Consider the following 26,301-nt stretch of genomic DNA (forward strand, 5'->3'; position numbering starts at 1 on the left):
GCCCGCATTGCGGGGCCGCACGCCCGTCGCCGTCGCGGTCGCCGCGAACGATCCCGGCATCAGCCGCGCGTGACGGCCTCGGTCAGGAGCCTCACCACCGCCCGCGCGATCGGCAGCTCCTCGTTCGCCGGCACCACATAGGCCGCCGCGCGCGAGCCGACCCTGCCGATGCGGGTCTCGGCCGTCGCATTGCGTGCCGGGTCGAGCGCGACCCCGAAGGCCGCGAGGCCGGCCGCGATCGCCGCCCGCATGCGTGGCGAGCGCTCGCCGATGCCGGCCGTGAACACCAGGGCGTCGTGGCCGAGATACGCGACGATCACCCGGCCCTCCGCGCGCGGTCCCGCCACCTCCGGCAGGACCGCGGCGACATGCTCGTAGGACAGCCCGTGGAAGCCGTAGCGCAACAGCCCCTCGTCGCCGAGCGCCCGCGGAATCGGGAAGAGTTGGGCGAGGCACGGCCGGGTTGCGGTGGAAGGCGGTGTCGAAGCACGCGACCTGAAGCAGGCCGGGCCAGGCCTCGGCCACCGCCCGGATGCCCGCGAGGGCGAGGGGCTGGTGCGCCGGGGCGAGCGGCACCAGCCGGTCGAGGCGGGCCAGGACCTCGTCGTCGATCCATGCGGGCGCCGCGAAGTCGCGCCCGCCATGCACGACCCAGTGCCCCGCCCCCCGCACGGCGAGGCCCGGCACGCGCCGGAGCGCCCCGAGGAGCCGGGCGAACGCGCCGGCATGATCGCAACCCGGCGCCGGCCCCGCCCCGGGGAGCGTCCGCGCGCCGGAGACCCAAACCGCGGCCGCGCCGCCGAGCCCCGACTCGGTACGAGGGCGCGAGCGTATCCACCGCGTAGAGGGCGAATGTCAGGCTCGACGAGCCGGCGTTGATCGCCAGGATCGCGTCGGTCATGGACCCGCTCCTGCCGGATCCGCGACGGTGGCCCCGTCCCGGCGCACGAACGGGCGGCACGGACTGGGCGGGTGCGACGGGCCGCGCGGGATCCGGCGCCGCCGATGGTCGGGATGCCGCGATCCCGGGCGGCCTCTCAGAGCATGACCGGGTCGGCGCCCCAATGGGCGACGAAGGTGTGGTCGCGCACGGCGACGACACCCGGGATGCCCGCCGAGGCGGTCACCAGCGCCCGGGCCTCCGCCTCGTTCGTCACGGCGCCCCAGAGATGCACGACGCCGTCGAGCACCGTGACGTTGCCCTCGGTCTTGTCCGTCCAGGGCTGGCGGGCGAGCTCGGCCAGCAGCATGTCGCGCAGGTGCCGGTCGGTCAGGTCGCAATCCGTGACCGCGGCGGGCGGCACCGGGACCAGGGTCGCCAGCGCCCGCACGAGGTCGCCGCGCGTCACGATCCCGATCAGCCGCTCGCTGCCGTCGGGCCCGGCCTCGACGATCGGCACGCGGCGGATGTGGCGGCGCTCCATCAGGTCGACGATCTCGGACAGCGGGGCGTCGGGCCCGGCGGTGACGACGGCACGCGCCATCACGTCCCGCGCCAGCCGGCCGTGAGCGCTCCGGTAGGCGTTGGCCAGCGTCTCGATCGACGCGAAGGCGTCGAGCCAGCGATTGCGCCGCCGCTCGGTGCCGAGCTCCTCGCGGTGGAGTAGGTCGGCCTCGCTGACGATCCCGACCAGGCGGCCGCCCGCGTCGGTGACCGGAACGGCGCCGAACCGCTTCTCGACGAGCAGCCGGGCGATCGCCCCGAGGCCGGTCTCCGGCGTCACCGTGACGACGTCGCGATGCATGATGTCGCGTGCACGCATGGCACTTCTCCGCTGAACCGTGCGGGGAGCCTGCACCCGGATTCGCCGGCCGGCATTGATCCTGCGCAAGGACCGGCCGGCGTCGCTGCGCCCGCCCGCGCCCGATCCGGCGCCTCGTTGATCCAGCGCATGGCCGGCCATCCGCCTTTCCGCGTGTCCGGGGGCGTCGTCGCCGGGGAGGCAAGGGACCGCCATGACCAGATCACGCGCGCCGGCCGGGGCGGTCCGGGCAGTTCCGGCCGGATGGGCGAAGGCCCTGCGCGGCGCGCTCGTCGCGCTGCCGCTTTCCGGCCTGGTCGTCGGGCTCGTCGCCCACGCCCTCGGGCAGGCCGTCGCCGCCACCCCGGCCTGCAGCCTCGCCTCCAGTGCGGACGGGCAGGGCGCCGCGGCCGCGGTGCGCGTGGCGATCGACGGCCGGCCGGCCGCGATCCTGTCCTTCACCGACCCGCTGCGCTGCGACGGCGCCGACACCCTCGCGGCGTTGCCGGCCTGCGGCATCGCGCGGATCGTGCTCGCGACGGGGACCGTCGCGCCGTCGCGCAGGCGCTCACCGCCGGCCTGCCGATCGACGCGGTCGCGGCCGACCTCGACCCGGCGGACAAGACCCGGATCGTTCGCGAGGAACGGCGGCCCGGGCCGGTGATGATGGTCGGCGACGGGATCAACGACGCCCCGGCCCTGGCGGGCGCGGCGCTCGGCGCCCGAGGCGCCGCTGCCGGCGGCGATCCGCATCGCGCGGCGGGCCCGCGCCACCGCGCGCCAGAGCGTGCTCGCCGGGCTCGGGCTCTCGCTCGCCGGAATGGTCGCTGCGGCCTTCGGCGCGCTCACGCCGGTGCAGGGCGCCCTGCTGCAGGAGGCCGTCGACGTCGCCGTGATCCTGAACGCGATGCGGGTTCTTTCGGGCCCGGAGCCCGCTCGCGGACCAGACCCGGGCGGGCGGGGGCGGACCGCCGCCCTGAACGGCCCCCCGCCCGGCGGGCCGGCATCCGGGAGCCCCGGGGCGGGCGATGCCGGGTCGCGGGGCGTCGCGCCGGTCAATGCGCGAGGAACAGCGGGACCGGTGCGTCCATCAGGAGCGAGCGGGTCACGCCGCCGAAGACGAATTCCCGCACGCGGGAATGCCGGTAGGCGCCCATCACCATCAGGTCGGCCCGGAACAGGCCGGCATGGCCGCGCAGCGTGTCCGCGATGCTGCCCGCCACCGGCAGGTTGCTGACCGCGACGGCGACGCCGTGCCGCGCGAGGCGACGCGCGAACTCGGCCCCCGGCACCGTCGCGAGGAGGTCGTCCGCGTCGCCGACCGACACGATCTCGACCGCCTGCGCGGCGCGCAGGAACGGCATCGCCTCGCTGGCGGCGCGGGCCGCCTGCAGGCTGCCGTCCCAGGCCAGGAGGATCCGCCGCCCGGCGAAGGCGGGGTGCGTGCGCGGAACGGCGAGGACCGGGCGGCCGCTGGTCATGAGCGCCGCCTCGATCGTCTCGAGCGAGAGGATCCCGCCGCGCGGATCGAGGTCGAGAACCGTCAGGTCGTGCAGCCGCGCCTCGGCAGCCAGCCGATGCACCACCTCGGGGTAGGGAAGCCGCGGCGTGTCCCGGGTGCAGACCAGGCCGGCTTGCGCCGCCGCGCCGGCCGCCGTCTCGGCATAGGCGCGGGCCAGGGCGTCGAGCCGGCGGTCGATGACCGTGAGACCGTCGTCGGAGGCGCCGCCGAGCCAGCTATCGGTGCCGAACAGGCACCATGAGGACGACTGGATCGTCACGTGCGCGTTGGCCGCCTCGGCCAGCGACAGACCGTACCCGATCGCCGGCGACACCGGGTCGTGCTCGTCCTCCACGACGGTGCCGATGAGGACGTCGCGCAGGGCGGCGAGCGGGGAGGGAGGAGGCATCGACATGGATCGTCTCCGGTCATGGGCCGAACGCCATGGTTCCTCCCGAGGGGCCGGCCCGGCCTTGATCCAGCGCAACGGGGGGCCGGCCGCGCGCCCTCGCCGCGACGGCCTGCGCCCCGGATGCGCGCTGGGCCCGTCCGGACCGGTCGCCCGCATCGACGGGACGGGGCCGGCCGGCACGGCCGCGGGACGGTGGCCGCTCCTAACCTCTCCGGTGGAATACCGGGCCTCTGCTGTAGACTCTTGGCATAACACAGGTGATTCATGCATGATTGAGCGAGACGAACAATTGGAGGCAGAGATTTAACAAAAGATAACTTACGGATCAGCCGTTCGAACCAGTGATCGGCGGCGCTCCGGCTCCAGGGCTGTCCCTCTCACAGAGCGATGAACCATACGATGACTGCATTCGCGGTGGATCAGGGCGGTGCCGGCACGTCGACCCCCGATGAGCTTCGCGAGACCCTCGACGAGGTCGGCGTCTGCGTCTGGTCGCTGGACTTCTCGACGGGCCGGGTCGCGGTCTCGCCGGCCTGCGTGCGCGTCTTCGGCGTTCCGCCCGCCGATCTGACAACGTTCGCGGCGACCCAGGCCGTGGTGCACGCGGACGACCGGCGCATCAGGGCGCAGACCATCCAGCGGGCGCTGAAGGATGGCGGGCCCTACGATCTCGCCTACCGCGTCACCCGGCCCGGCGGAGAGGTCTGCTGGGTGCGCTCCCGGGGACAGGTGCATCTCGACGACGCCGGTCGACCGCTCCGGCACCGGGGGATCGTCGTCAGCATCGACGAGCAGAAGCGGGTCGAGGCGGACCTGCGCGCCCGGGAGGCCCACCTGCGCTCGATCCTCGACACCGTTCCGGAGGCGATGGTGGTCATCGACGAGGTCGGCCAGATCCGCTTCTTCAGCGCCGCCGCCGAGCGCCTGTTCGGCTACTCGGCCGGCGAGGCGGTCGGGCGGAACGTCCGGCTCCTGATGCCAGAGGCCGCGCGGGGCGAGCACGACGGCCACCTCGCCCGCTACCGCCATACGCGGGAGCGGCGCATCATCGGCACCAGCCGGGAGGTCACCGGCCGCAGGCGCGACGGCTCGACCTTCCCGATGGATCTCGCCATCGGCGAGATGCGCTCGGGCCCGCGGGTCTTCTTCACGGGCTTCATCCACAACCTCACCGAGTACCAGCGGATCCAGGCCCGCCTGCAGGAACTCCAGTCCGAGCTGGCCCACGTGTCGCGCCTGAGCGCGATGGGCGAGATGGCGGCGTTGCTCGCCCACGAGCTCAACCAGCCGCTCGGGGCCATCGCCAACTACACCAGGGGCTGCCGCCGCCTCCTCGCCGATCCCGATCCCGATCCCGGCACCGTCGCCACGGCGGTCGAGATCCTCGACAAGGTCGCCGAGCAGGCGCTGCGGGCCGGCCAGATCATCCGCCGCCTGCGCGACTTCATCGCCCCGGGTAAGACCGAGCGGCGCATCGAGCCGGTCGCGGAGCTGATCGAGGACGCCTGCGCGCTGGCGATGGTCGGGGCCCGCGAGCAGGGCATCGCCCTGCACCTCCGCCTGGACGAGCGGATCGGCTGCGTGCTCGCCGACCGGGTCCAGGTCCAGCAGGTCCTGGTCAACCTGATCCGCAACGCCCGCGAGGCGATGGCGCGCAGCCCGGTCCGCGAGCTCGGCATCGAGGTCCGGCTCAATCCCCCCGACGAGGTTGAGATCGCCGTCTCGGATACCGGACCGGGGATCGCCGAGGACTTGGCCGAGCGCCTGTTCCAGCCCTTCGTCACCACCAAGCCGGGCGGCATGGGCGTCGGGCTCTCGATCTGCCGCACCATCGTCGAGGCGCATGGCGGGCGCCTCACGGTGGAGCGCAACGCGTCCGGCGGCGCGACCTTCCGGCTCGGCCTCCCGGCGACGCATGACGAGGAGCCGGACCATGGCGGCTGAGACGGTGCACATCGTGGAGGACGACCCCGCCCTGCGGGATTCGCTCGCCTTCCTGCTCGAAACCTCCGGCTTCACCGTCCGCCTCTACGAAACCGGCACGGAGCTGCTCGAGCGGCTGGCCATGCCGGCGGCGGGCTGCATCCTGACCGACATCCGCATGCCCGGCATCGACGGCCTCGAACTGCTTCGCCGCCTGCGCGAGGCCAGGCACGCGGTGCCCATCGTCGTGATGACGGGCCACGGCGACGTCCCGCTCGCCGTGGAGGCGATGAAGCGTGGGGCCTGCGACTTCATCGAGAAGCCCTTCGGCGACGAGGTGCTGCTTCGGGCCTTGCGCACCGCCCTGTCTCCCGGCCGCACCGGGATCGCGGCCGACCCGGCGGTGCAGGACTTCCTGCACCGGGTGGAGACGCTCAGCGAGCGCGAGCGCCAGGTCCTGGACCGCCTGGTCGCCGGCGCCACCAGCAAGGAGATCGGCCGCGCCCTCGGCATCAGCCCGCGCACCGTCGAGATCTACCGGGCGAAGCTGATGGCCAAGACGCAGGCGGCCAGCGTCCAGGACCTCGTGCGCCGGGCGGTGCTGGCCGGCCTCGCCTGACGCGTTTGAGGCAGATCAAGGCGGGCAGCGGGGCGGTGGCCGAGGATCGGCTCCCGTAGCCGAGCCTCGATCCCGCGGCGGTCCGATGCCACACGCCTCACCCCTCTGCCTCGTCGACGACGACCCCGCCGTCCTGCAGTCGACCCGCTTGCTGTTCGAGAGCGAGGGGCACCGCGTCGAACCTTCGCCAGCGGACCCGAACGCCTGCCGGCCTTCCCCGATCCCTGTCCCCGGCGCGTGCTGCTCAACCAGATGATGCCGCAGATGGACGGGCTCGAGGCCTGCCGTCGCCTGCGCGCCATCGGAACCGACATTCCCGCGGTCCTGATCACCGGACATCCCGACCCGCGCCCGCGAGGCCGGCGTACCCCTCCTCGACGAGCCGCTCGCGTTGGAGGCTGTCGTCGGCCTCCCGGCGGCCCGGCACGCCCGCCTCCGGGTCGGGCCGCCGGCCGATAAGGGGTTGTCCTTAAGGGGGTCTACTTAAGCGACGGGCCGGAATGTCGGTCCGACGCGGTTCCTGACACCTTCGCCGCTTCCACGGCGAGGATGAGGGACGCATCGATGTCGCGAGAGATGGTCCGCCCTCCGGTCCGGCGTGCGACCGCGAGCCTGCGCACACCGTTTCCGACACGCGACGGCGCCGGTCTCTTCTCCGGCTGCCCGGAATTCGTCGGCACGCCGCTCGCCTATGCCCGCGAGGAGGAGATCTTCGGCGACGGGGAGGAGGCCGAGAGCGTCTATCGCGTGCTTCATGGCGCGGTCCGCACCCACAAGATCCTGAGCGACGGCCGGCGCCAGGTCACCGGCTTTCACCTGCCGGGCGACCTGTTCGGCTTCGAGCAGGCCGAGACCCACCGGCACACCGCCGAGGCCCTGTCGGGAACCCGGGTCCTGATCTTCAAGCGGCGCCAGATCGAGCGGATCGCCGCCGTCCGGGCGGAGGTCGCCTGCCAGCTCTGGAGCCTGGCGAAGCGCTCCCTGCGCCACGCCCAGGACCACATGCTGCTGCTCGGGCGACGGTCGGCGCAGGAGCGCGTCGCGGCCTTCCTGCTCGACGTTGACGCGCGGATGGGCGGTACCGGCACCTTCGACCTGCCGATGCCGCGCCGGGACATCGCCGACTATCTCGGGCTGACCATCGAGACCGTCTCGCGGACGTTCTCGCAACTGGAAGGCGAGGGGGCGCTCCAGCGCTCCGGCGGCCGGCAGGTCTGCCTGCACCACGACCGGATGCACCGGCTCGTCGAGGATTGAATGGCCGCGGCGCGCGGGAGGCTCGTCACGGGAGGGTGTCATGATGACGTTCGATGAACGCGAGCGGGCCTTCGAGCGCCGGTTCGTCCACGAGGAGAGCACGCGCTTCCAGGAGCGCAGCCGTCGCAACCGGCTCCTGGCGCGATGGGCCTGCGAGCGGATGCGCCTCGATCCCCAGGCGAGCGCGCGTTTCACCGCCGCCTTCGTCGCCCAGACGGTGCCCCTCGACGACGAGGCGGTCCTGGCGCGCCTCGCCCTGGAACTCGCGGCGGGCGGTGCCGACGAGCCGGTCTCCGTGCTGCGCCAGGAGATGCGGCGCTGCGCCGGCCTCGCCCGGGCGGAGGGCCGGCCCGGTCCTGCGCCGGATGCCGCCTCGTCGCCGTAGGCCGCGCCACCCTCGCGACGGCGCGCGGACTCCCGGGAGCGATTGCCTGGGCCCGACCAAGATCCGCGACCGGCGAGGCGATCGCGCCGCGCCGCTCTCGCCGGGCCCGGCGCCGCGTCGGGCCGGACGCCGTCCGAGGCGGCTTGGGCGTCCCCCGACCTACCCCCCGCACCGAGGCCGCCCTCGGCCCGGCTCGGGTCCGGATGGGACGGGGCGGGCGGTTACGGCCAGACCCAGTCCCGGATCTCCGGCAGGTCGTCCCCGGTCCGGCAGGCATGGGCGCGGTCTTCGTCAAGGTCGAGGGCAAGCCCAGGATGGAGCTCACGACCCAGACCTCCATGGAGGACCACGTCGAGAGCGTCACCGTCGACGGCCAGGTCTACGAGCGCAAGGTCCGGCTGCCGGTGATCAAGCGGGTCGCCATCTTCCACCGCAAGGCTATCGGCCGGAAGGAGGCCGAGAACAAGCGCGCGCCGACGGTCCGGATGCCCGACAACCTCGTGACCCACCTGTGGCGGTGGCACCATGTCCTGGGTCAGCGGCATGTCGTCGAGCGGAACGGCAAGCCGGTCGGGTCGACGAAGCGCTCGTTCGCGAACCTGTGCCACGATCTGGGCTTCGGCGACGACGTCGTCAGGCACTCGCTTCGGCACACCGCGGTCACGTGGGGGATGCAGGCTGGCGTCGATATCCGGGAGCTGGCCGGCTACGTCGGCATGACCGTCGAGATGATCGAGCGCCGATACGGGCACCACTCGCCGAGCCACATGAAAGGGGTGAGGGCGGCTTTTGGCGGCAAGCGCGAGAAGAAGGCGGCCTGACCGAACCGAACCAGCGGCCGAAACATGTAGCCGGGCCTTGAGGGCCGATCTTTGCACGAACCTGTGGCCGGGCTCCAGGCTTGTTCTCGGGAAGACACATTCCCCCTAGGGGAAAATGGTCGGAGTGGCAGGATTTGAACCTGCGACCCCCACGTCCCGAACGTGGTGCGCTACCAGACTGCGCTACACTCCGAACGGCCGGCCGCCGGCCGACGAGGGGGCTTATAGCGAGGGGCCCCGGGGGCCGCAAGGCCGTTCGTGCGGCCCGGCCGAGTTTCTTGAAGCCGGCTCGGTTCCGGGGTGCGGCCCGTCCCGGGCGGCCCGAGGGAGGAGCGAGGCGGGGAGGGCGCAACGGGCGCGGGCAGGAAAACCTTGCACGATCTGGTCTCGCCCCCCATTGTCGCGGCTCACAGGGACGGTCGATACCGGCGGGATGGCGTGAGCGAGGACGATCGGGCCGGGCCGATGCAGGCCGGGATGGCGGAGCCGGGCGAGAGCCACTCCGCCGAGGCGCCGTCCCTGGCGCATCTGAAATCGGCGACGATCCGCGAGCCCGGTCTCGACGACCGCGGCAGCGTGTTCTTCGCCGCGATCGAGATGACCCGGATGCCGATGATCCTGACCGATCCCCGGCAGCCCGACAACCCGATCGCGTTCGCCAACCGGGCGTTCCAGGACCTCACCGGCTACACGCAAGCCGAGCTGATCGGCCGCAACTGCCGCTTCCTGCAGGGGCCGGAGACCAGCCGCGAGACCGTGGCCGAGCTGCGCCAGGCGGTCGCCGAGCGCCGGGCGATCGCCACCGAGATCCTCAACTACAAGCGCGACGGCTCGCCGTTCTGGAACGGCATCTTCATCGGCCCGGTCTTCGACGAGGCCGGGGAGATCGTCTACTTCTTCGCCTCGCAGCTCGACGTGACCCGGCGCCGGGTCTCGGAGCAGGCGTATCGCCAGGCGCAGAAGATGGAGGCGATCGGCCAGCTCACCGCCGGCCTCGCCCACGACTTCAACAACCTGCTGCAGGTCGTCACCGGCAACCTCGAACTGGCCCGGGGCTCGGTCACGAGCGAGCGGGCGCAGCGCCAGCTCGCCAACGCGGCCGGCGCCGCCGAGCGCGGCGCGAAGCTGACGAAGCAGCTCCTGTCCTTCGCCCGCAAGGCGCGGCTCGAGCCGCGCCCGCTCAACCTCAACGCCCTGGTGCTGGCCTTCGCCGAGGTGGCGGAGAGCACGCTCGGCCGCAACGTCTCGGTGCGCCTCGATCTGACGCCGCGGCTGCCCGCCGTCACCCTCGACCGCACCAATCTCGAGATGGCGCTCCTCAACGTGCTCATCAACGCCCGCGACGCGATGCCGGCGGGCGGCACGGTGACGATCTCGACCGCGCCCGTCCACCTCAACGGCAACGGCAAGGCCCGCGCCCTGCCGCCCGGCGACTACGTCGCGCTCCGGGTCCGCGACGAAGGGGAGGGGATGCCGCCCGGGGTCGCCGAGCGGGCGACCGAGCCGTTCTTCTCGACCAAGGGCCCGGGCAAGGGCACCGGCCTCGGCCTCGCCATGGCGCACGGCTTCGTGCAGCAGTCGCGGGGCCGATTGGAGATCGAGTCCCGGCCGCGGTCCGCCGAGGCCGAGGGCGGCACCACCATCACGATGCTGTTTCCCGCCGGCCACGACGCCTCGACCGAGGAGGAGCCCGTCGAGCCGAAGGCGGTGCTGCGGCGCGGCGACGAGACCGTCCTGGTGGTCGAGGACAGCGACGACGTGCGGGCGCTCGCCCGCGAATACCTGGAGAGCCTCGGCTACGGCGTGCTCACCGCCCGCGACGGCGAGGAGGCGCTCGAGATCCTGGGTCGCGAGGCGCGCATCGACCTCCTGTTCTCCGACATCGTGATGCCGGGCAGCGTCAACGGTCTGGTGCTGGCCGAGCGGGCCGGGCGCCTGCGGCCGGACCTGCCGGTGCTGCTCACCACCGGCTACAACGAGGACCTGGTGGCGCAGGGGCCCGCGACCCCGACCATGGACGTGCTCGGCAAGCCCTACCGCAAGGCCGAGCTCGCCGACCGCATCCGCTCCGCCCTCGACCGCGGCGCGAAGCGGATGCCGGCCCCGGGCGAGCCGCATCACGGCTGAGGCCGCGCACCCGGATCGCACCGGAGCAGCTGTCGTCGCCGCCTGTCGTCACCTGGCTGACATGGGAGATCCGCAAGGAACGGGCGCGCTCAAAAGCCGCCCGAGGATCTTCCATGCCGCGCCGTTCCGTTCTCGCCCTCACGCTGCTGATGTCGGTCGCCACCGCCGCCCTGGCGCAGGCCCCGCAGGGTCAGGCGCTGCAAGCGCAGCCCGCGCAGGCTCAAGCCGTCCCGACCTTCCCGGCGACGCTCGCCGGCCACGCGGTGCTGCCGGCCGACGGCGTCGCGCCCCTGCCGGCGGACGCGCCCAGGGACCTCGCCACGCCGGGCAAGTTCACCACCGGGCGCCGGGTCGAGGCGGTCGGCACGGTCGAGGCGCAGTCGATGGGGCGGACGACCAGCATGAAGCTGCCCCTGCGCGGCCAGCCGCTCCAGGGCCATTCCGGCATCAAGCACATGCCGGACGGCACCTACTGGGTGCTGACCGACAACGGCTTCGGCACCAAGGCGAACTCGCCCGACGCGATGCTGTACCTCAACCGCTACCGGATCGACTTCGACAAGGGCGGCGTCGAGCGCCTGGAGACGATCTATCTGCGCGATCCCGACCGGAAGGTGCCGTTCCGCATCGCCAACGAGGCGAGCGAGAGCCGCTACCTCACCGGCAGCGACTTCGACCCCGAGAGCTTCCAGTTCGTCGGCGACCGGATCTGGATCGGCGAGGAATTCGGCCCGTTCCTGATCGAGGTCGACCGCAGCGGCAAGGTGCAGGCGGTGATCGAGACAACGGCCTCGGGCAAGCCGGTGCGTTCCCCCGACAACCCGGCGGTCACCACCCCGGCGATGCCGGGCGGCGCGGTCGCGTTCAATGCCCGCCGCTCCAAGGGCTTCGAGGGCATGGCGGCCTCGCCGGACGGCAGCCGGCTCTACGCGCTGCTGGAGGGCCCGCTCTGGGACGCCGACGCTAAGGCGTTCGAGACCCGCGACGGCAAGGAGGTGCTGCGCATCCTCGAATTCGACACCGGTGCCCGGGCCTGGACCGGCCGCTCCTGGCTGTATCCGCTGGATGCGAACGGCCACGCCATCGGGGATTTCAACCTGATCGACGCCACGACCGGCCTCGTGATCGAGCGCGACGACGGCGAGGGCACCGCCGACAAGGCCTGCCCGGCCGGCCAGAAGGGGCCGGACTGCTTCTCGGTCCCGGCCAGTTTCAAGCGCGTGTTCAAGATCGAGATGACCGACGCCAACCAGGGCGGCCCGGTGCGCAAGATCGGCTCGATCGACCTGATGCGCATCGCCGACCCCGGCAAGAAGGCGCGCAAGCCCCTGACCGACGGGGCGCTCGCCTTCCCGTTCCTGACGATCGAGAACGTCGACCGGGTCGACGACACCCACATCGTCGTCGGCAACGACAACAACCTGCCGTTCTCGGCCAGCCGCGACCCGCACCAGGTCGACGACAACGAGTTCGTGCTGCTGGAGGTGGGCGACTTCCTGAAGGCGAAATAGGAACGCGGACCCGGGGCACTCCCCTGCGACCGAATTTCCTCCCGCGAGGGCCTGATTTTCCCGTCCCGGGGTCTTGGCAGGCGGATTGCACGCCGCTATAGACCCGGCTCCACGTTTCCAAGTTCGAAAGGATTGGGCCGATCGGCCCGTCCTTGAGAGAGGCTCCCGGGCGACCGGGTGGCCGAAGTGGCCGGAAGGGCTCAGGGGGAAACCCCTCGCGCCCCGTCCGGCCATGTCCTGTCCGAGACTGCAGGCGCCGGTTCGCCGGCTTAATAGCCGCCTGCACAGACGGGGAAGACCGAATTTCACCGCCCCACAGCCCATCCGGGCCGGCGGGGCGTCGGTTTGAACCAATCTCACCCGAGGCGCGGGGCCGCGAGGTTCTTCGTATCGGGGGCAGGGCCGTGAAAGCGTCGTTCAGGACGTCGCGGTCTTCTCGCAAGGCCCCGGCTCATCCTGGGCGGCAACTGCAACCGGCGGGGCCCATCCGGGTTCCGCCAACCGGAGAGAGCCAAGGTGGACAGAGCAGCAAAAGCTGATCTCGTCTCGACGCTCAACGGGGTGTTCACCAACACCTCCGTCGTCGTCGTGGCCCACTACAAGGGCCTCACGGTCGCCGACATGCAGAAGCTGCGCTCGCAGATGAAGCAGGCCGGCGCCACCGTGAAGGTCGCGAAGAACCGCCTCGCCAACATCGCTCTCGAAGGCACGGACGTCGCCTCCATCCAGCCCCTCCTGAAGGGCCCGACCCTGCTCGCCTATTCGAGCGATCCGGTCGCGGCCGCCAAGGTGGCGGTGGACTTCGCCAAGGCCAACGACAAGTTGGTGATCCTCGGCGGGGCCATGGGGACGACCGCCCTGAACCCGGACGGCGTGAAGGCCCTGGCCTCGCTGCCGTCCCTCGATGAGCTGCGCGCCAAGCTCGTGGGCCTTGTCCAGGCTCCCGCGACGAAGATCGCCCAGGTCGTCAACGCGCCGGCCGCCAAGCTCGCGCGCGTGTTCGGGGCCTATGCCAAGACCGGCGACGCCCAGGCCGACGAAGCGGCCTAACGGGCTGTTCGAGTCGAAACCGTTCAAACCGACAACATCAGGAAGTGAAAAATGGCTGATCTTGCCAAGCTCGTCGACGACCTGTCCTCGCTGACCGTTCTCGAGGCTGCCGAGCTCGCGAAGATGCTCGAGGAGAAGTGGGGCGTCTCGGCGGCTGCCGCCGTCGCCGTCGCCGCCGGCCCGGCCGGTGGCGCCGCTGCCGCCCCCGTCGAGGAGCAGACCGAGTTCACCGTTGTCCTGGCCTCGGCCGGCGACAAGAAGATCGAGGTCATCAAGGAGGTCCGCGCGATCACCGGTCTCGGCCTCAAGGAGGCCAAGGACCTGGTCGAGGGCGCTCCGAAGCCGGTCAAGGAGGGCGTGTCCAAGGACGACGCCGCCAAGCTCAAGGCCCAGCTCGAGAAGGCCGGCGCGAAGGTCGAGCTCAAGTAAGACGGTGGCGGGCCTTCCGGCCCGCCCCGCGCTCCGGTACCGGCCTCGGCCGGTCCGGGGCCACCAGCCCGCGGGCCTCGCGCTCGCGGGCTATGGTCGCTTTAAGCGCACCCCCTCGGGATCCGGGGCACGGATCACCATATAGGTTTCAAGGGATGCGGGCGGCCGATCACGGGCGGCCCGCGCGGTCACGGCAGGTTTGATGCGGGTCCGATTCGGCCGGCGTCCCACCGGGGCCGTATAAGCGGTGGATGAGGAGCGAGGTCAACCCATGGCCAACACGCTGGTCGGTCGCAAGCGCATTCGCAAGTTCTTCGGCAAGATTCGGGAAGTCGCCGAGATGCCGAACCTCATCGAGGTCCAGAAGGCGTCATACGACCAGTTCCTGATGGTGGACGAGCCCGAGGGTGGGCGCGGCGACGAGGGCCTGCAATCGGTCTTCAAGTCCGTCTTCCCGATCTCCGACTTCTCCTCGACCGCGCTCCTCGAGTTCGTGAAGTACACGTTCGAGCAGCCGAAGTACGACGTCGACGAATGCCGCCAGCGCGGCATCACCTTCGCCGCGCCGCTCAAGGTGACGCTGCGGCTGATCGTGTTCGATGTCGATCCCGATACCGGCGCCAAGTCGGTCAAAGACATCAAGGAGCAGGACGTCTACATGGGCGACATGCCCCTGATGACGGAGAACGGCACCTTCATCGTCAACGGCACCGAGCGCGTCATCGTCTCGCAGATGCACCGCTCGCCGGGCGTGTTCTTCGACCACGACAAGGGCAAGACCCACTCCTCGGGCAAGCTCCTGTTCGCGGCGCGCATCATCCCGTATCGCGGCTCCTGGCTCGACGTCGAGTTCGACGCCAAGGACATCGTGCACGCGCGCATCGACCGCAAGCGCAAGATCCCGGTCACCTCGCTGCTCTTCGCTCTCGGCCTCGACGGCGAGGAGATCCTCTCGACCTTCTACAACCGCGTCGCCTATGTGCGCGACGGCCACGACTGGCGCGTGCCCTACGACGCTGAGCGGCTGAAGGGCTTCAAGGCCACCACCGACCTCATCGACGCCGAGTCGGGCGAGGTGGTGCTCGAGGCCGGCAAGAAGCTGACCGCGCGGGCCGCCCGCCAGATCGCCGAGAAGGGCGTGAAGGCGCTGCGCGCTACCGACGAGGACCTGATCGGCCAGTACATCGCCGAGGACATGGTCAACTACAAGACCGGCGAAATCTACGCCGAGGCCGGCGACGAGATCAGCGAGAAGGTCCTCAAGGGCCTGACCGACGTCGGCATCGAGGAGATCCCGGTCCTCGACATCGACCACGTCAACATCGGTCCCTACATCCGCAACACGCTCGCGGTCGACAAGAACTCGGCCCGCGAGGGCGCGCTGTTCGACATCTACCGGGTGATGCGCCCGGGCGAGCCGCCGACCCTCGACACCGCCGAGGCGATGTTCCACTCGCTGTTCTTCGACGCGGAGCGCTACGACCTCTCGGCCGTCGGCCGCGTGAAGATGAACATGCGCCTCGACCTCGACGCGGCCGACACCGTGCGGACGCTGCGGCGCGAGGACATGCTGGCGGTCGTCAAGGCGCTCGTCGACCTGCGCGACGGCAAGGGCGAGATCGACGACATCGACCACCTCGGCAACCGCCGGGTGCGCTCGGTCGGCGAGCTGATGGAGAACCAGTACCGCCTGGGCCTCCTGCGCATGGAGCGCGCCATCAAGGAGCGGATGTCGTCGGTCGACATCGACACCGTGATGCCGCAGGACCTGATCAACGCGAAGCCCGCCGCGGCCGCGGTGCGCGAGTTCTTCGGCTCGTCGCAGCTGTCGCAGTTCATGGACCAGACCAACCCGCTCTCCGAGGTGACGCACAAGCGCCGCCTGTCGGCGCTCGGCCCGGGCGGTCTGACCCGCGAGCGCGCCGGCTTCGAGGTGCGCGACGTGCACCCGACCCATTACGGCCGCATCTGCCCGATCGAGACGCCGGAAGGCCCGAACATCGGCCTGATCAACTCGCTCGCGACCTTCGCCCGGGTGAACAAGTACGGCTTCATCGAGACCCCGTTCCGCCGCGTGCGCGACGGCGTGGTCACCGACGAGGTCGCCTACCTGTCCGCCATGGAGGAGGCGAAGTACCACGTCGCCCAGGCGAACGCGGTGATGGACGAGAACCGTAAGCTCACGGAGGACCTCGTGGTCTGCCGCCGGGCGGGCGAGGTCATCGTCGTCGGCCCCGAGCGCGTCGACCTGATGGACGTATCGCCCAAGCAGCTCGTGTCGGTCGCCGCGGCGCTGATTCCGTTCCTCGAGAACGACGACGCCAACCGCGCGCTGATGGGCTCGAACATGCAGCGCCAGGCGGTGCCGCTGGTTCGCGCCGACGCGCCCTTCGTCGGCACCGGCATGGAGGCCGTGGTGGCGCGCGATTCGGGTGCCGCCATCGGCGCCCGGCGCGCGGGCATCATCGACCAGGTCGATGCGACCCGTATCGTCATCCGCGCCACCGACGAGGCTGACGCCTCGAAGCCCGGCGTCGACATCTATCGCCTGCAGAAGTTCCAGCGCTCCAACCAGTCGACCTGCATCACCCAGAAGCCGCTCGTGCGCGTCGGCGACGTGGTGAAGAAGGGCGACATCATCGCCGACGGTCCCTCGACCGAGTTCGGCGAGCTGGCGCTCGGCCGGAACGTGCTCGTCGCGTTCATGCCGTGGAACGGCTACAACTTCGAGGACTCGATCCTGCTCTCCGAGCGGATCGTGAAGGATGACGTGTTCACCTCGATCCACATCGAGGAGTTCGAGGTGATGGCCCGCGACACCAAGCTGGGTCCGGAGGAAATCACCCGCGACATCCCGAACGTCTCGGAGGAGGCGCTCAAGAACCTCGACGAGGCCGGCATCGTCTATATCGGCGCCGAGGTCCACGCCGGCGACATCCTGGTCGGCAAGATCACCCCGAAGGGCGAGAGCCCGATGACGCCGGAGGAGAAGCTCCTCCGCGCCATCTTCGGCGAGAAGGCCTCGGACGTGCGCGACACCTCGCTGCGGGTGCCGCCGGGCGTCACCGGGACGATCGTCGAGGTCCGGGTGTTCAACCGCCACGGCGTCGACAAGGACGAGCGCGCCCAGGCCATCGAGCGCGAGGAGATCGAGCGTCTCGCCAAGGACCGCGACGACGAGCAGGCGATCCTCGACCGCAACACCTACGCGCGCCTCGGCGACCTGCTGGTCGGCCAGTCGCCGGTGGCGGGGCCGAAGGGGTTCAAGAAGGAGACCACGCTCACCCGCGAGCTCTTGACCGAGTACCCCCGGTCGCAGTGGTGGCAGTTCGCCGTCGTCGAAGACCGTCTCATGACCGAGATGGAGGCGATGCAGAAGCAGTACGACGAGTCGAAGAAGCGCCTCGAGCAGCGCTTCCTCGACAAGGTCGAGAAGCTGCAGCGCGGCGACGAGCTGCCCCCCGGCGTCATGAAGATGGTCAAGGTCTTCGTGGCGGTGAAGCGCAAGATCCAGCCCGGCGACAAGATGGCGGGCCGGCACGGCAACAAGGGCGTCGTCTCGCGCATCGTGCCGATCGAGGACATGCCGTTCCTGGAGGACGGCACCCACGCCGACATCGTGCTCAACCCGCTCGGCGTGCCGAGCCGGATGAACGTCGGCCAGATCCTCGAGACGCATCTGGGCTGGGCCGCCGCGGGCCTCGGCCGGCAGGTCTCGCAGGCCGTGGACGCGTACCTGCGCACCCACGACATCGAGCCCCTGCGCGAGCGGATGAAGGCGATCTACAGCGAATCGGAACTGGCCGGCCTGACCGACCAGGACCTCGCCGAGGTCGGCAACAACCTGCGCCGCGGCGTCCCGATGGCCACCCCGGTGTTCAACGGCGCCAAGGAAGCCGACATCGAGACGATGCTGGAGATGGCCGGCCTCGACCGGTCGGGCCAGTCGACGCTCTATGACGGGCGCACCGGCGAGCCCTTCGACCGCAAGGTCACGGTCGGCTACATCTACATGCTGAAGCTGCACCACTTGGTGGACGACAAGATCCACGCGCGCTCGATCGGCCCGTACTCGCTCGTCACCCAGCAGCCGCTGGGCGGCAAGGCGCAGTTCGGCGGCCAGCGCTTCGGCGAGATGGAGGTGTGGGCCCTCGAAGCCTACGGCGCCGCCTATACGCTGCAGGAGATGCTGACGGTGAAGTCCGACGACGTCGCCGGCCGCACGAAGGTCTACGAGGCCATCGTGCGCGGCGACGACACCTTCGAGGCGGGCATCCCCGAGAGCTTCAACGTGCTGGTGAAGGAGATGCGGTCGCTCGGCCTCAACGTCGAGCTCCTGTCCTCCAAGCGCGCGGCGAACGACCAGCTCGAGGCGCCCCCGGAGGCGGCCGAGTAGGCCTGCCCCGACACGACCGACTAAAGACGGCGGCGGGGTCCTCTTCACGAGGGCCCCGGCCGCCGAAACCCGTTTCCCTCAGACGGCGGCCCCGGCTCGGCCCTTCGCGGCGCCCCGTCAGCCAAGGAGCAGATCATGAACCAAGAGGTCATGAATCTTTTCAACCAGCAGGCTCAGCCTCAGAGCTTCGACCAGATCAAGATCTCGATCTCGTCGCCTGAGAAGATCCTGTCCTGGTCCTACGGCGAGATCAAGAAGCCCGAGACCATCAACTACCGCACGTTCAAGCCCGAGCGCGACGGCTTGTTCTGTGCTCGGATCTTCGGGCCGATCAAGGACTACGAGTGCTTGTGCGGCAAGTACAAGCGCATGAAGTACAAGGGCGTGATCTGCGAGAAGTGCGGCGTCGAGGTCACCCTCGCGCGCGTGCGCCGCGACCGCATGGGCCATATCGAGCTCGCCGCGCCCGTCGCCCACATCTGGTTCCTGAAGTCGCTGCCGAGCCGCATCGGCCTGCTTCTCGACATGGCGCTCAAGGACCTCGAGCGCATCCTGTACTTCGAGTCCTACGTCACCATCGAGCCGGGCCTCACCCCCCTGAAGGAGCGTCAGCTCCTCTCGGAGGAGGAGTACCTGCGCGCGCAGGAGGAGTACGGCGAGGACAGCTTCACCGCCATGATCGGCGCGGAGGCGATCCGGCGCATCCTGCAGGAGCTCGACCTCGACAAGATCGCGGCCGACCTGCGCGAGGAGATCGCCACCACCACCTCCGAGCTGAAGCCCAAGAAGCTCCTGAAGCGCCTCAAGATCATCGAGGCGTTCCAGATGTCGGGCAACCGGCCCGAGTGGATGATCCTGACCGTCGTCCCGGTGATCCCGCCGGATCTGCGCCCGCTCGTGCCGCTGGACGGCGGCCGCTTCGCGACCTCGGACCTCAACGACCTCTACCGCCGCGTCATCAACCGCAACAACCGCCTCAAGCGGCTGATCGAGCTGCGCGCGCCGGACATCATCATCCGCAACGAGAAGCGGATGCTGCAGGAGGCGGTCGACGCGCTGTTCGACAACGGCCGTCGCGGTCGCGTCATCACCGGCGCTAACAAGCGCCCGCTGAAGTCGCTCGCCGACATGCTGAAGGGCAAGCAGGGCCGGTTCCGCCAGAACCTGCTCGGCAAGCGCGTGGACTATTCCGGCCGTTCGGTCATCGTGGTGGGCCCGGAGCTGAAGCTGCACCAGTGCGGGCTGCCCAAGAAGATGGCGCTCGAGCTGTTCAAGCCGTTCATCTACGCGCGCCTCGACGCTAAGGGCTTCTCGGCGACGGTGAAGCAAGCGAAGAAGCTCGTCGAGAAGGAGAAGCCGGAGGTCTGGGACATCCTGGACGAGGTGATCCGCGAGCATCCCGTGATGCTGAACCGGGCGCCGACGCTGCACCGGCTCGGCATCCAGGCCTTCGAGCCGAAGCTGATCGAGGGCAAGGCGATCCAGCTGCACCCGCTGGTCTGCGCTGCGTTCAACGCCGACTTCGACGGCGACCAGATGGCCGTGCACGTCCCGCTGTCGCTCGAGGCGCAGCTGGAAGCGCGCGTCCTCATGATGTCGACGAACAACATCCTGCACCCGGCCAACGGCGCGCCGATCATCGTGCCGTCGCAGGACATCGTGCTCGGCCTGTACTACCTGTCGATCGTCGCCGACGGCTCGCCGGGTGAGCACAAGCCGAACGATCCCAAGAACCCGATGCGGGGCGTGTTCGGTGATTTCGGCGAGCTCGAGCATGCGCTCGCGGCCCGCACCGTGACCCTGCACACCAAGATCAAGTGGCGCTGGAGGGGCCTGGATTCCGAGGGCAACGAGGTCTCGCGGATCTACGACACCACCCCGGGCCGCGTGATCCTGTCGAGCGTGCTGCCGCGCCACAAGCGCGTTCCCTTCGACGTCGTCAACAAGCTGATGACGAAGAAGGAGATCTCGGCGATGATCGACACCGTCTACCGCCATTGCGGTCAGAAGGAGTCGGTGATCTTCTGCGATCGCATCATGGGTCTCGGCTTCATCCACGCCTTCCGCGCCGGCATCTCGTTCGGCAAGGACGACATGGTGGTGCCGGACAACAAGTGGTCGATCGTCGACGAGACCCGCACACTCGTGAAGGACTACGAGCAGCAGTACCAGGACGGCCTGATCACCCAGGGCGAGAAGTACAACAAGGTCGTGGACGCCTGGGCCAAGTGCTCCGACCGTCTCGCCGGCGAGATGATGAACCGCATCTCGTCCGTGCAGAAGGACGAGCATGGCGCCGACAAGCAGGTCAACTCGATCTACATGATGAGCCACTCGGGCGCCCGTGGCTCGCCGGCGCAGATGAAGCAGCTCGCGGCGATGCGCGGCCTGATGGCCAAGCCGTCGGGCGAGATCATCGAGACCCCGATCATCTCGAACTTCAAGGAAGGCCTCGACGTTCTCGAGTACTTCAACTCGACCCACGGCGCCCGCAAGGGCCTCGCCGATACCGCGCTCAAGACCGCCAACTCCGGCTACCTGACCCGCCGCCTCGTCGACGTGGCGCAGGACGCGGTGATCCGCGAGGTGGATTGCGGCACCGAGAACGGCATCCGGATGCGTGCGATCATCGATGCCGGCCAGGTCGTGGCCTCGCTGGCGACCCGCATCCTCGGCCGCGCGACGGCCGAGGACTTGGTCGCCAACGACGGCTCGATCATCGTCGCCAAGGGTGAGACGATCGAGGAGAAGCACCTCGAGCCGATCACCAAGGCCGGCATCCAGGAGGTGAAGATCCGCTCGGTCCTGGTCTGCGCGACCCGGAACGGCGTCTGCGCCACCTGCTATGGGCGCGATCTCGCCCGCGGCACGCCCGTCAACATGGGCGAGGCCGTCGGCGTCATCGCGGCGCAGTCGATCGGCGAGCCGGGCACCCAGCTCACGATGCGCACCTTCCACATCGGCGGCGCGGCCCAGATCGCCGACTCGTCCTTCATCGAGTCGAGCTTCGAGGGCACGGTCCGGATCCGCAACCGGGGTCTCGCCCGCAACTCGGACGGCGATCTCGTCGCGATCGGCCGCAACGTCGCGGTGGTAATCGTCGGGCCGGACGGCACCGAGCGGGCGGTCCACCGCCTGCAATACGGCGCCCGCGTCCGGGTCGACGAGGGCGACGCGATCAAGCGCGGCCAGCGCATCGCCGAGTGGGATCCCTACACCCGGCCGATCCTGACCGAGATCGACGGCATCGTGGCCTACGAGGACCTGATCGACGGCCAGTCGATCACCGAGACGACCGACGAGTCGACCGGCATCGCCAAGCGCGTCGTCATCGACTGGCGCGGCTCGGCGCGGACGGCGGACCTGCGTCCGGCGATCGCGGTCCACGACCAGAACGGCCGGGTGCAGAAGCTGCCGCGCGGCTCGGATGCCCGCTCGATCCTGCCGGTGGAGGCGATCATCGGCGTCGACCCGGGCACCCGGGTCAAGGCCGGCGACATCCTCGCCCGCGTCTCGACCGACAGCGCCAAGACCCGCGACATCACCGGCGGTCTGCCGCGGGTGGCGGAGCTGTTCGAGGCGCGCCGGCCGAAGGACGCGGCGATCATCGCCGAGAAGTCCGGCACGATCTCGTTCGGGCGCGATTACAAGAACAAGCGCCGCCTGAGCCTGACCCCGCACGACGGCTCCGAGCCGGTGGAGTACCTGATCCCGAAGGGCAAGCACATCCACCTGCAGGACGGCGACGTGGTCGAGCTCGGCGACTTCATCGTCGACGGCAACCCGGCGCCGCACGACATCCTGGCGATCAAGGGCGTGGAGGAGCTCGCCGCCTACCTCGTCAACGAGATCCAGGAGGTCTACCGGCTCCAGGGCGTGTCGATCAACGACAAGCACATCGAGGTCATCGTCCGGCAGATGCTGCAGAAGGTGGAGATCACCGACGGCGGCGATTCCGAGATCCTGACGGGCGACCAGATCGACCGGATGGAGCTGGCCGAGTTCAACGAGAAGCTGCTCGCCGAGGGCAAGAAGCCGATCCAGGGCGTCCCGGTCCTGCTTGGCATCACCAAGGCGTCGCTGCAGACCCGCTCGTTCATCTCGGCGGCCTCGTTCCAGGAGACCACCCGCGTCCTCACCGAGGCGGCGGTCAACGGCAAGGTCGACAACCTCGAGGGCCTGAAGGAGAACGTCATCGTCGGCTCGCTGATCCCGGCGGGCACCGGCGCGATGATCGCCGACATCAAGTCGATCGCGCGTCGCCGCGACGGCCTGATCATGGCCCAGAAGTCGGCGGAGAGCGGCGCGGCGGTCGCCGAGCGGCTTCCGGCGGCCGAGTAGGGCAGGGGGCTTCCGGCGGGCATCGTGCCCGCCGCACGTTCCAAACAGAGGCCGGCGCCCCGTGAGGGGCGCCGGCCTTTTCGCGTAAGCAGCCAAGCTTTAAAGGAAAGTTTCTGCTTGACGCCCCGGCCACCAGCCCGTAATAGGCCCTCCTACTGAACGGCTGGCCGTAGGCGACAGCTGATCGACGTGCCCCTCGTGCCTCGATCCAAGTCTCCTAAACGCGACCGAACTTCAAGCGACTGACACGTGTCAGACCGGCATGATCGCTGGGGCTCGTCCCTCGGTGGTCCTCTGCTCGCATGGCGCGCCAAAGGCTGGTTTCAGCCTGGGGCGCGAATTGCGTTGCGCTCCATCCCGGGGCGACGGTCGTTCAGACGAGATTTGAGAAACGACGGTCGCCAGGACGGCGACGCGTTGCGAGAGGAATGGCATGCCGACGATCAACCAGCTGATCGCCAATCCGCGGAAGGCGCAGAAGGCCCGCAACAAGGTGCCGGCTCTCGATGCCTGCCCGCAGAAGCGTGGCGTCTGCACCCGCGTCTACACCACGACCCCGAAGAAGCCGAACTCGGCGCTGCGTAAGGTCGCCAAGGTCCGCCTGACCAACGGCTTCGAGGTCATCGGCTACATCCCGGGCGAGGGCCACAACCTTCAGGAGCACTCCGTGGTGATGATCCGCGGCGGCCGCGTGAAGGATCTTCCGGGCGTACGCTACCACATCCTGCGCGGCGTGCTCGACACCCAGGGCGTCAAGAACCGCAAGCAGCGTCGCTCGAAGTACGGCGCCAAGCGCCCGAAGTAAGCCTGTCCGACGTCAGTCGAGATACGGACCGGTAATCTATCGCCTGTCCTGCAAGGATGTCGCCGGCAACATGCTGAGGCGGCCTGCGCGGGGCACAACAGTTGATTTTTAGACGTTAAGACGGAGCGAGCGATGTCCCGCCGCCACAGCGCCGAGAAGCGCGAGATCATCCCCGACGCCAAGTACGGCGACATCGTCCTCACCAAGTTCATGAACTCGGTGATGTACGAGGGCAAGAAGTCGGTCGCCGAGACCATCGTGTACGGCGCGTTCGACATCATCGAGGCCCGCGCCAAGGCGAACCCGATCGAGGTGTTCCGCGCCGCTCTCGAGAACGTCGCCCCGGCGATCGAGGTCCGCTCCCGCCGCGTCGGCGGCGCGACCTACCAGGTCCCGGTCGAGGTCCGCACCGAGCGCCGCCAGGCGCTGGCGATCCGCTGGCTGATCCAGGCCGCCCGCTCGCGCAACGACCGCACCATGGTCGAGCGCCTGTCGGCCGAGCTGCTCGACGCCGCCAACAACCGCGGCAACGCCGTGAAGAAGCGCGAGGACACCCACCGGATGGCCGAGGCCAACCGCGCGTTCTCGCACTACCGCTGGTAAAAGCCGCTTCGCCGCCGCCCTCCTGGTGCGGCGGCCCCTACCTTCAGGAGCCCCCCGATGCCCCGCACGCACGCGATCGAGGACTACCGCAACTTCGGCATCATGGCCCACATCGATGCCGGCAAGACCACGACGACCGAGCGGATCCTCTACTACACCGGCAAGTCCCATAAGATCGGCGAGGTCCATGAGGGCGCCGCCACCATGGACTGGATGGAGCAGGAGCAGGAGCGTGGCATCACGATCACCTCGGCTGCGACCACCTGCTTCTGGCGCGACAAGCGCCTGAACATCATCGACACCCCCGGCCACGTCGACTTCACCATCGAGGTCGAGCGTTCGCTCCGCGTGCTCGACGGCGCCGTGTGCGTGCTCGACGGCAACCAGGGCGTCGAGCCGCAGACCGAGACGGTGTGGCGCCAGGCCGACAAGTACGACGTTCCGCGCATCGTGTTCGTCAACAAGATGGACAAGATCGGCGCCGACTTCTTCAAGTGCGTCGCCGACATCATCGACCGCGTGGCCGGCAAGCCGGTCTGCCTGCAGCTGCCGATCGGTTCCGAGAGCTCCTTCAAGGGCGTGATCGACCTGATCAAGATGAAGGCGATCGTGTGGTCGGGTGAGGCGCTCGGCGCCAACTACTCCGAGGAGGAGATCCCGGCCGACCTCGCCGATCAGGCTGCGGAGTACCGCACCAAGCTGGTCGAGGCCTGCGTCGAGATGGACGACGACGCCATGGCGGCCTACCTCGACGGCACCGAGCCGGACGAGGATGCCATGCGCAAGCTGGTGCGCACGGCGGTGCAGCGTCGCGCCTTCCACCCGGTGCTGTGCGGCTCGGCGTTCAAGAACAAGGGCGTGCAGCCCCTGCTCGACGGCGTCGTCGACTACCTGCCGTCTCCCGCCGATCGCGGCGAGATCAAGGGCATCGACTACAAGACCGAGGAAGAGACGATCCGGCGTCCGCTGGACTCCGATCCCTTCTCCATGCTCGCCTTCAAGATCATGGACGATCCCCACGTCGGCACGATCACGTTCTGCCGCGTGTACTCGGGCAAGGTAGATTCGGGCGCGAACGTCATCAACTCGACCCGCGACAAGAAGGAGCGGGTCGGCCGCATGCTCCTGATGCACGCGAACAACCGCGAGGACATCAAGGAGGCGTTCGCCGGTGACATCGTAGCGCTCGCGGGTCTCAAGGACACCCGCACCGGCGACACGCTGTGCGATCCGGTCAAGGCCGTGATCCTCGAGAAGATGGAGTTCCCGGAGCCGGTCATCGAGATCGCCGTCGAGCCCAAGTCCAAGGCGGACCAGGAGAAGCTCGGCATCGCGCTCTCGAAGCTCGCCGCCGAGGATCCGTCCTTCCGGGTCTCCACGGACCAGGAGTCGGGCCAGACCATCCTCAAGGGGATGGGCGAGCTGCACCTCGACATCAAGGTCGACATCCTGAAGCGCACCTATAAGGTCGAGGCCAATATCGGCCAGCCGCAGGTCGCGTACCGGGAGAAGCTGACCAAGCGCACTGAGATCGACTACACCCACAAGAAGCAGACCGGTGGTACCGGCCAGTTCGCGCGGGTGAAGTTCGTGGTCGAGCCGAACGAGCCGGGCGCCGGCTACGCGTTCGAGTCGAAGATCGTCGGCGGCTCGGTGCCCAAGGAGTACATCCCGGGCGTCGAGAAGGGCCTCAACAGCGTGCTGACCGCCGGTATCCTGGCGGGCTTCCCGGTAGTCGACATCAAGGTGGAGCTGGTCGACGGCGCCTACCACGAGGTCGACTCCTCGGCGCTGGCCTTCGAGATCGCGTCGCGGGCCGCGCTCCGCGAGGCGCTGCAGAAGGGCGGCTCGGTCCTGCTCGAGCCGGTGATGAAGGTCGAGGTCGTGACCCCGGAGGACTACACCGGTTCGGTCATCGGCGACCTGAACTCCCGCCGCGGCCAGATCCAGGGCCAGGACATGCGGGGCAATGCGAACGTCATCAACGCGATGGTGCCGCTCGCCAACATGTTCGGCTACGTGAACCAGCTGCGCTCCTTCACCCAGGGCCGCGCGAACTTCACGATGCAGTTCGACCACTACGAAGAGGTCCCGCGCGGCGAGGCCGAGAAGGTGGTTGCCAAGTACGCCTAAGGCGAAACGACGCTTGATGAGATGGCCCGGGTCCGGGCCGGCTCTCAGCCTCCGGTGCCCGCCCAGGTGGGCACCGATCCAGACTATTACGCACGCATTCGATCGACGGAGTATTGGCGATGGCCAAGGAAAAGTTTTCGCGGACGAAGCCGCACTGCAACATCGGCACCATCGGTCACGTTGACCATGGCAAGACCTCGCTGACCGCGGCGATCACCAAGGTGCTGGCCGAGTCCGGTGGCGCGA

General features: G+C 69.6%; 18 protein-coding genes, 1 tRNA gene and 2 pseudogenes. 16 read left to right on the forward strand and 5 right to left on the reverse strand.

The window, feature by feature from the left end:
• Positions 1–59: 59 nt before the first annotated feature.
• From V3T34_RS22435 to V3T34_RS22445, 3 genes and pseudogenes are all read right to left on the reverse strand, one after another.
• On the reverse strand, positions 60–404 hold the full coding sequence (locus tag V3T34_RS22435; protein ID WP_305078691.1) for a hypothetical protein: 345 nt from the start codon (positions 402–404) through the stop codon (positions 60–62).
• Between the two features lie 118 nt (positions 405–522).
• Positions 523–687 (reverse strand): annotated as a pseudogene (locus V3T34_RS22440) (acetate/propionate family kinase); the annotation flags it as partial.
• A 350-nt stretch (positions 688–1,037) separates the two neighbouring features.
• Positions 1,038–1,763, reverse strand: coding sequence for a CBS domain-containing protein (locus tag V3T34_RS22445; protein WP_305078692.1), 726 nt, complete (start codon positions 1,761–1,763; stop codon positions 1,038–1,040).
• 382 nt (positions 1,764–2,145) lie between these two features.
• Between V3T34_RS22445 and V3T34_RS22450 the strand changes: the two are divergent.
• Positions 2,146–2,700 (forward strand): annotated as a pseudogene (locus tag V3T34_RS22450) (HAD family hydrolase); the annotation flags it as partial.
• Positions 2,701–2,797: 97 nt separating this feature from the next.
• On the opposite strand, the gene V3T34_RS22455 reads toward V3T34_RS22450, so the two are convergent.
• Positions 2,798–3,658, reverse strand: coding sequence for a universal stress protein (locus V3T34_RS22455; protein ID WP_305078693.1), 861 nt, complete (start codon positions 3,656–3,658; stop codon positions 2,798–2,800).
• A 396-nt stretch (positions 3,659–4,054) separates the two neighbouring features.
• Here V3T34_RS22455 and V3T34_RS22460 point away from each other — a divergent pair, with 396 nt between their 5' ends.
• From V3T34_RS22460 to V3T34_RS22480, 5 genes are all read left to right on the forward strand, one after another.
• Positions 4,055–5,599 (forward strand): two-component system sensor histidine kinase NtrB, encoded by a 1,545-nt coding sequence (locus V3T34_RS22460; RefSeq protein WP_305078694.1) that lies wholly within the window; start codon positions 4,055–4,057, stop codon positions 5,597–5,599.
• Positions 5,589–6,197: a response regulator FixJ gene (gene fixJ, locus V3T34_RS22465; RefSeq protein WP_060849038.1), complete on the forward strand. Its 609-nt coding sequence runs from the start codon at positions 5,589–5,591 to the stop codon at positions 6,195–6,197. The genes V3T34_RS22460 and fixJ overlap by 11 nt, the downstream gene beginning before the upstream one ends.
• A gap of 564 nt (positions 6,198–6,761) precedes the next feature.
• Positions 6,762–7,454, forward strand: coding sequence for a helix-turn-helix domain-containing protein (locus V3T34_RS22470; protein ID WP_407942753.1), 693 nt, complete (start codon positions 6,762–6,764; stop codon positions 7,452–7,454).
• 40 nt (positions 7,455–7,494) lie between these two features.
• Entirely contained in the window at positions 7,495–7,839 is a 345-nt protein-coding gene (locus V3T34_RS22475; RefSeq protein ID WP_060849036.1) for an ATPase inhibitor subunit zeta, read from the forward strand.
• Between the two features lie 275 nt (positions 7,840–8,114).
• Positions 8,115–8,660: a site-specific integrase gene (locus V3T34_RS22480; RefSeq protein ID WP_305078696.1), complete on the forward strand. Its 546-nt coding sequence runs from the start codon at positions 8,115–8,117 to the stop codon at positions 8,658–8,660.
• Positions 8,661–8,776: 116 nt separating this feature from the next.
• Here V3T34_RS22480 and V3T34_RS22485 read toward each other — a convergent pair.
• Positions 8,777–8,853: transfer RNA gene (locus V3T34_RS22485), tRNA-Pro, on the reverse strand.
• Between the two features lie 245 nt (positions 8,854–9,098).
• Here V3T34_RS22485 and V3T34_RS22490 point away from each other — a divergent pair.
• The 10 genes from V3T34_RS22490 to V3T34_RS22535 all read left to right on the forward strand — a co-directional run.
• Positions 9,099–10,787 carry a histidine kinase famiy protein gene (locus V3T34_RS22490; RefSeq protein WP_305078697.1) on the forward strand — a complete coding sequence of 563 codons (1,689 nt, stop codon included), beginning with the start codon at positions 9,099–9,101 and terminating at the stop codon, positions 10,785–10,787.
• A 113-nt stretch (positions 10,788–10,900) separates the two neighbouring features.
• A complete protein-coding gene (locus V3T34_RS22495; protein ID WP_305078698.1) occupies positions 10,901–12,298 on the forward strand; it encodes an esterase-like activity of phytase family protein in 1,398 nt (465 codons plus the stop codon).
• Between the two features lie 516 nt (positions 12,299–12,814).
• Positions 12,815–13,348 (forward strand): 50S ribosomal protein L10, encoded by a 534-nt coding sequence (rplJ, locus tag V3T34_RS22500; RefSeq protein WP_091752944.1) that lies wholly within the window; start codon positions 12,815–12,817, stop codon positions 13,346–13,348.
• Between the two features lie 51 nt (positions 13,349–13,399).
• Entirely contained in the window at positions 13,400–13,777 is a 378-nt protein-coding gene (gene rplL, locus V3T34_RS22505; RefSeq protein ID WP_060849032.1) for a 50S ribosomal protein L7/L12, read from the forward strand.
• A 271-nt stretch (positions 13,778–14,048) separates the two neighbouring features.
• Positions 14,049–18,173 carry a DNA-directed RNA polymerase subunit beta gene (rpoB, locus tag V3T34_RS22510; RefSeq protein WP_060849031.1) on the forward strand — a complete coding sequence of 1,375 codons (4,125 nt, stop codon included), beginning with the start codon at positions 14,049–14,051 and terminating at the stop codon, positions 18,171–18,173.
• A 135-nt stretch (positions 18,174–18,308) separates the two neighbouring features.
• Entirely contained in the window at positions 18,309–22,514 is a 4,206-nt protein-coding gene (gene rpoC, locus V3T34_RS22515) for a DNA-directed RNA polymerase subunit beta' (RefSeq protein WP_060849030.1), read from the forward strand.
• A 433-nt stretch (positions 22,515–22,947) separates the two neighbouring features.
• Positions 22,948–23,319: a 30S ribosomal protein S12 gene (rpsL, locus tag V3T34_RS22520; protein ID WP_048429408.1), complete on the forward strand. Its 372-nt coding sequence runs from the start codon at positions 22,948–22,950 to the stop codon at positions 23,317–23,319.
• A gap of 132 nt (positions 23,320–23,451) precedes the next feature.
• Positions 23,452–23,922, forward strand: coding sequence for a 30S ribosomal protein S7 (gene rpsG, locus V3T34_RS22525; protein WP_060849029.1), 471 nt, complete (start codon positions 23,452–23,454; stop codon positions 23,920–23,922).
• A 57-nt stretch (positions 23,923–23,979) separates the two neighbouring features.
• Entirely contained in the window at positions 23,980–26,055 is a 2,076-nt protein-coding gene (gene fusA / locus V3T34_RS22530; protein WP_060849028.1) for an elongation factor G, read from the forward strand.
• A gap of 119 nt (positions 26,056–26,174) precedes the next feature.
• Positions 26,175–26,301 (forward strand): GTP-binding protein (locus tag V3T34_RS22535; protein WP_248312706.1); only part of this gene is annotated, 127 nt, incomplete at its 3' end.

It is taken from the genome of Methylobacterium ajmalii (assembly GCF_036448855.1).
GTDB lineage: Bacteria > Pseudomonadota > Alphaproteobacteria > Rhizobiales > Beijerinckiaceae > Methylobacterium > Methylobacterium ajmalii.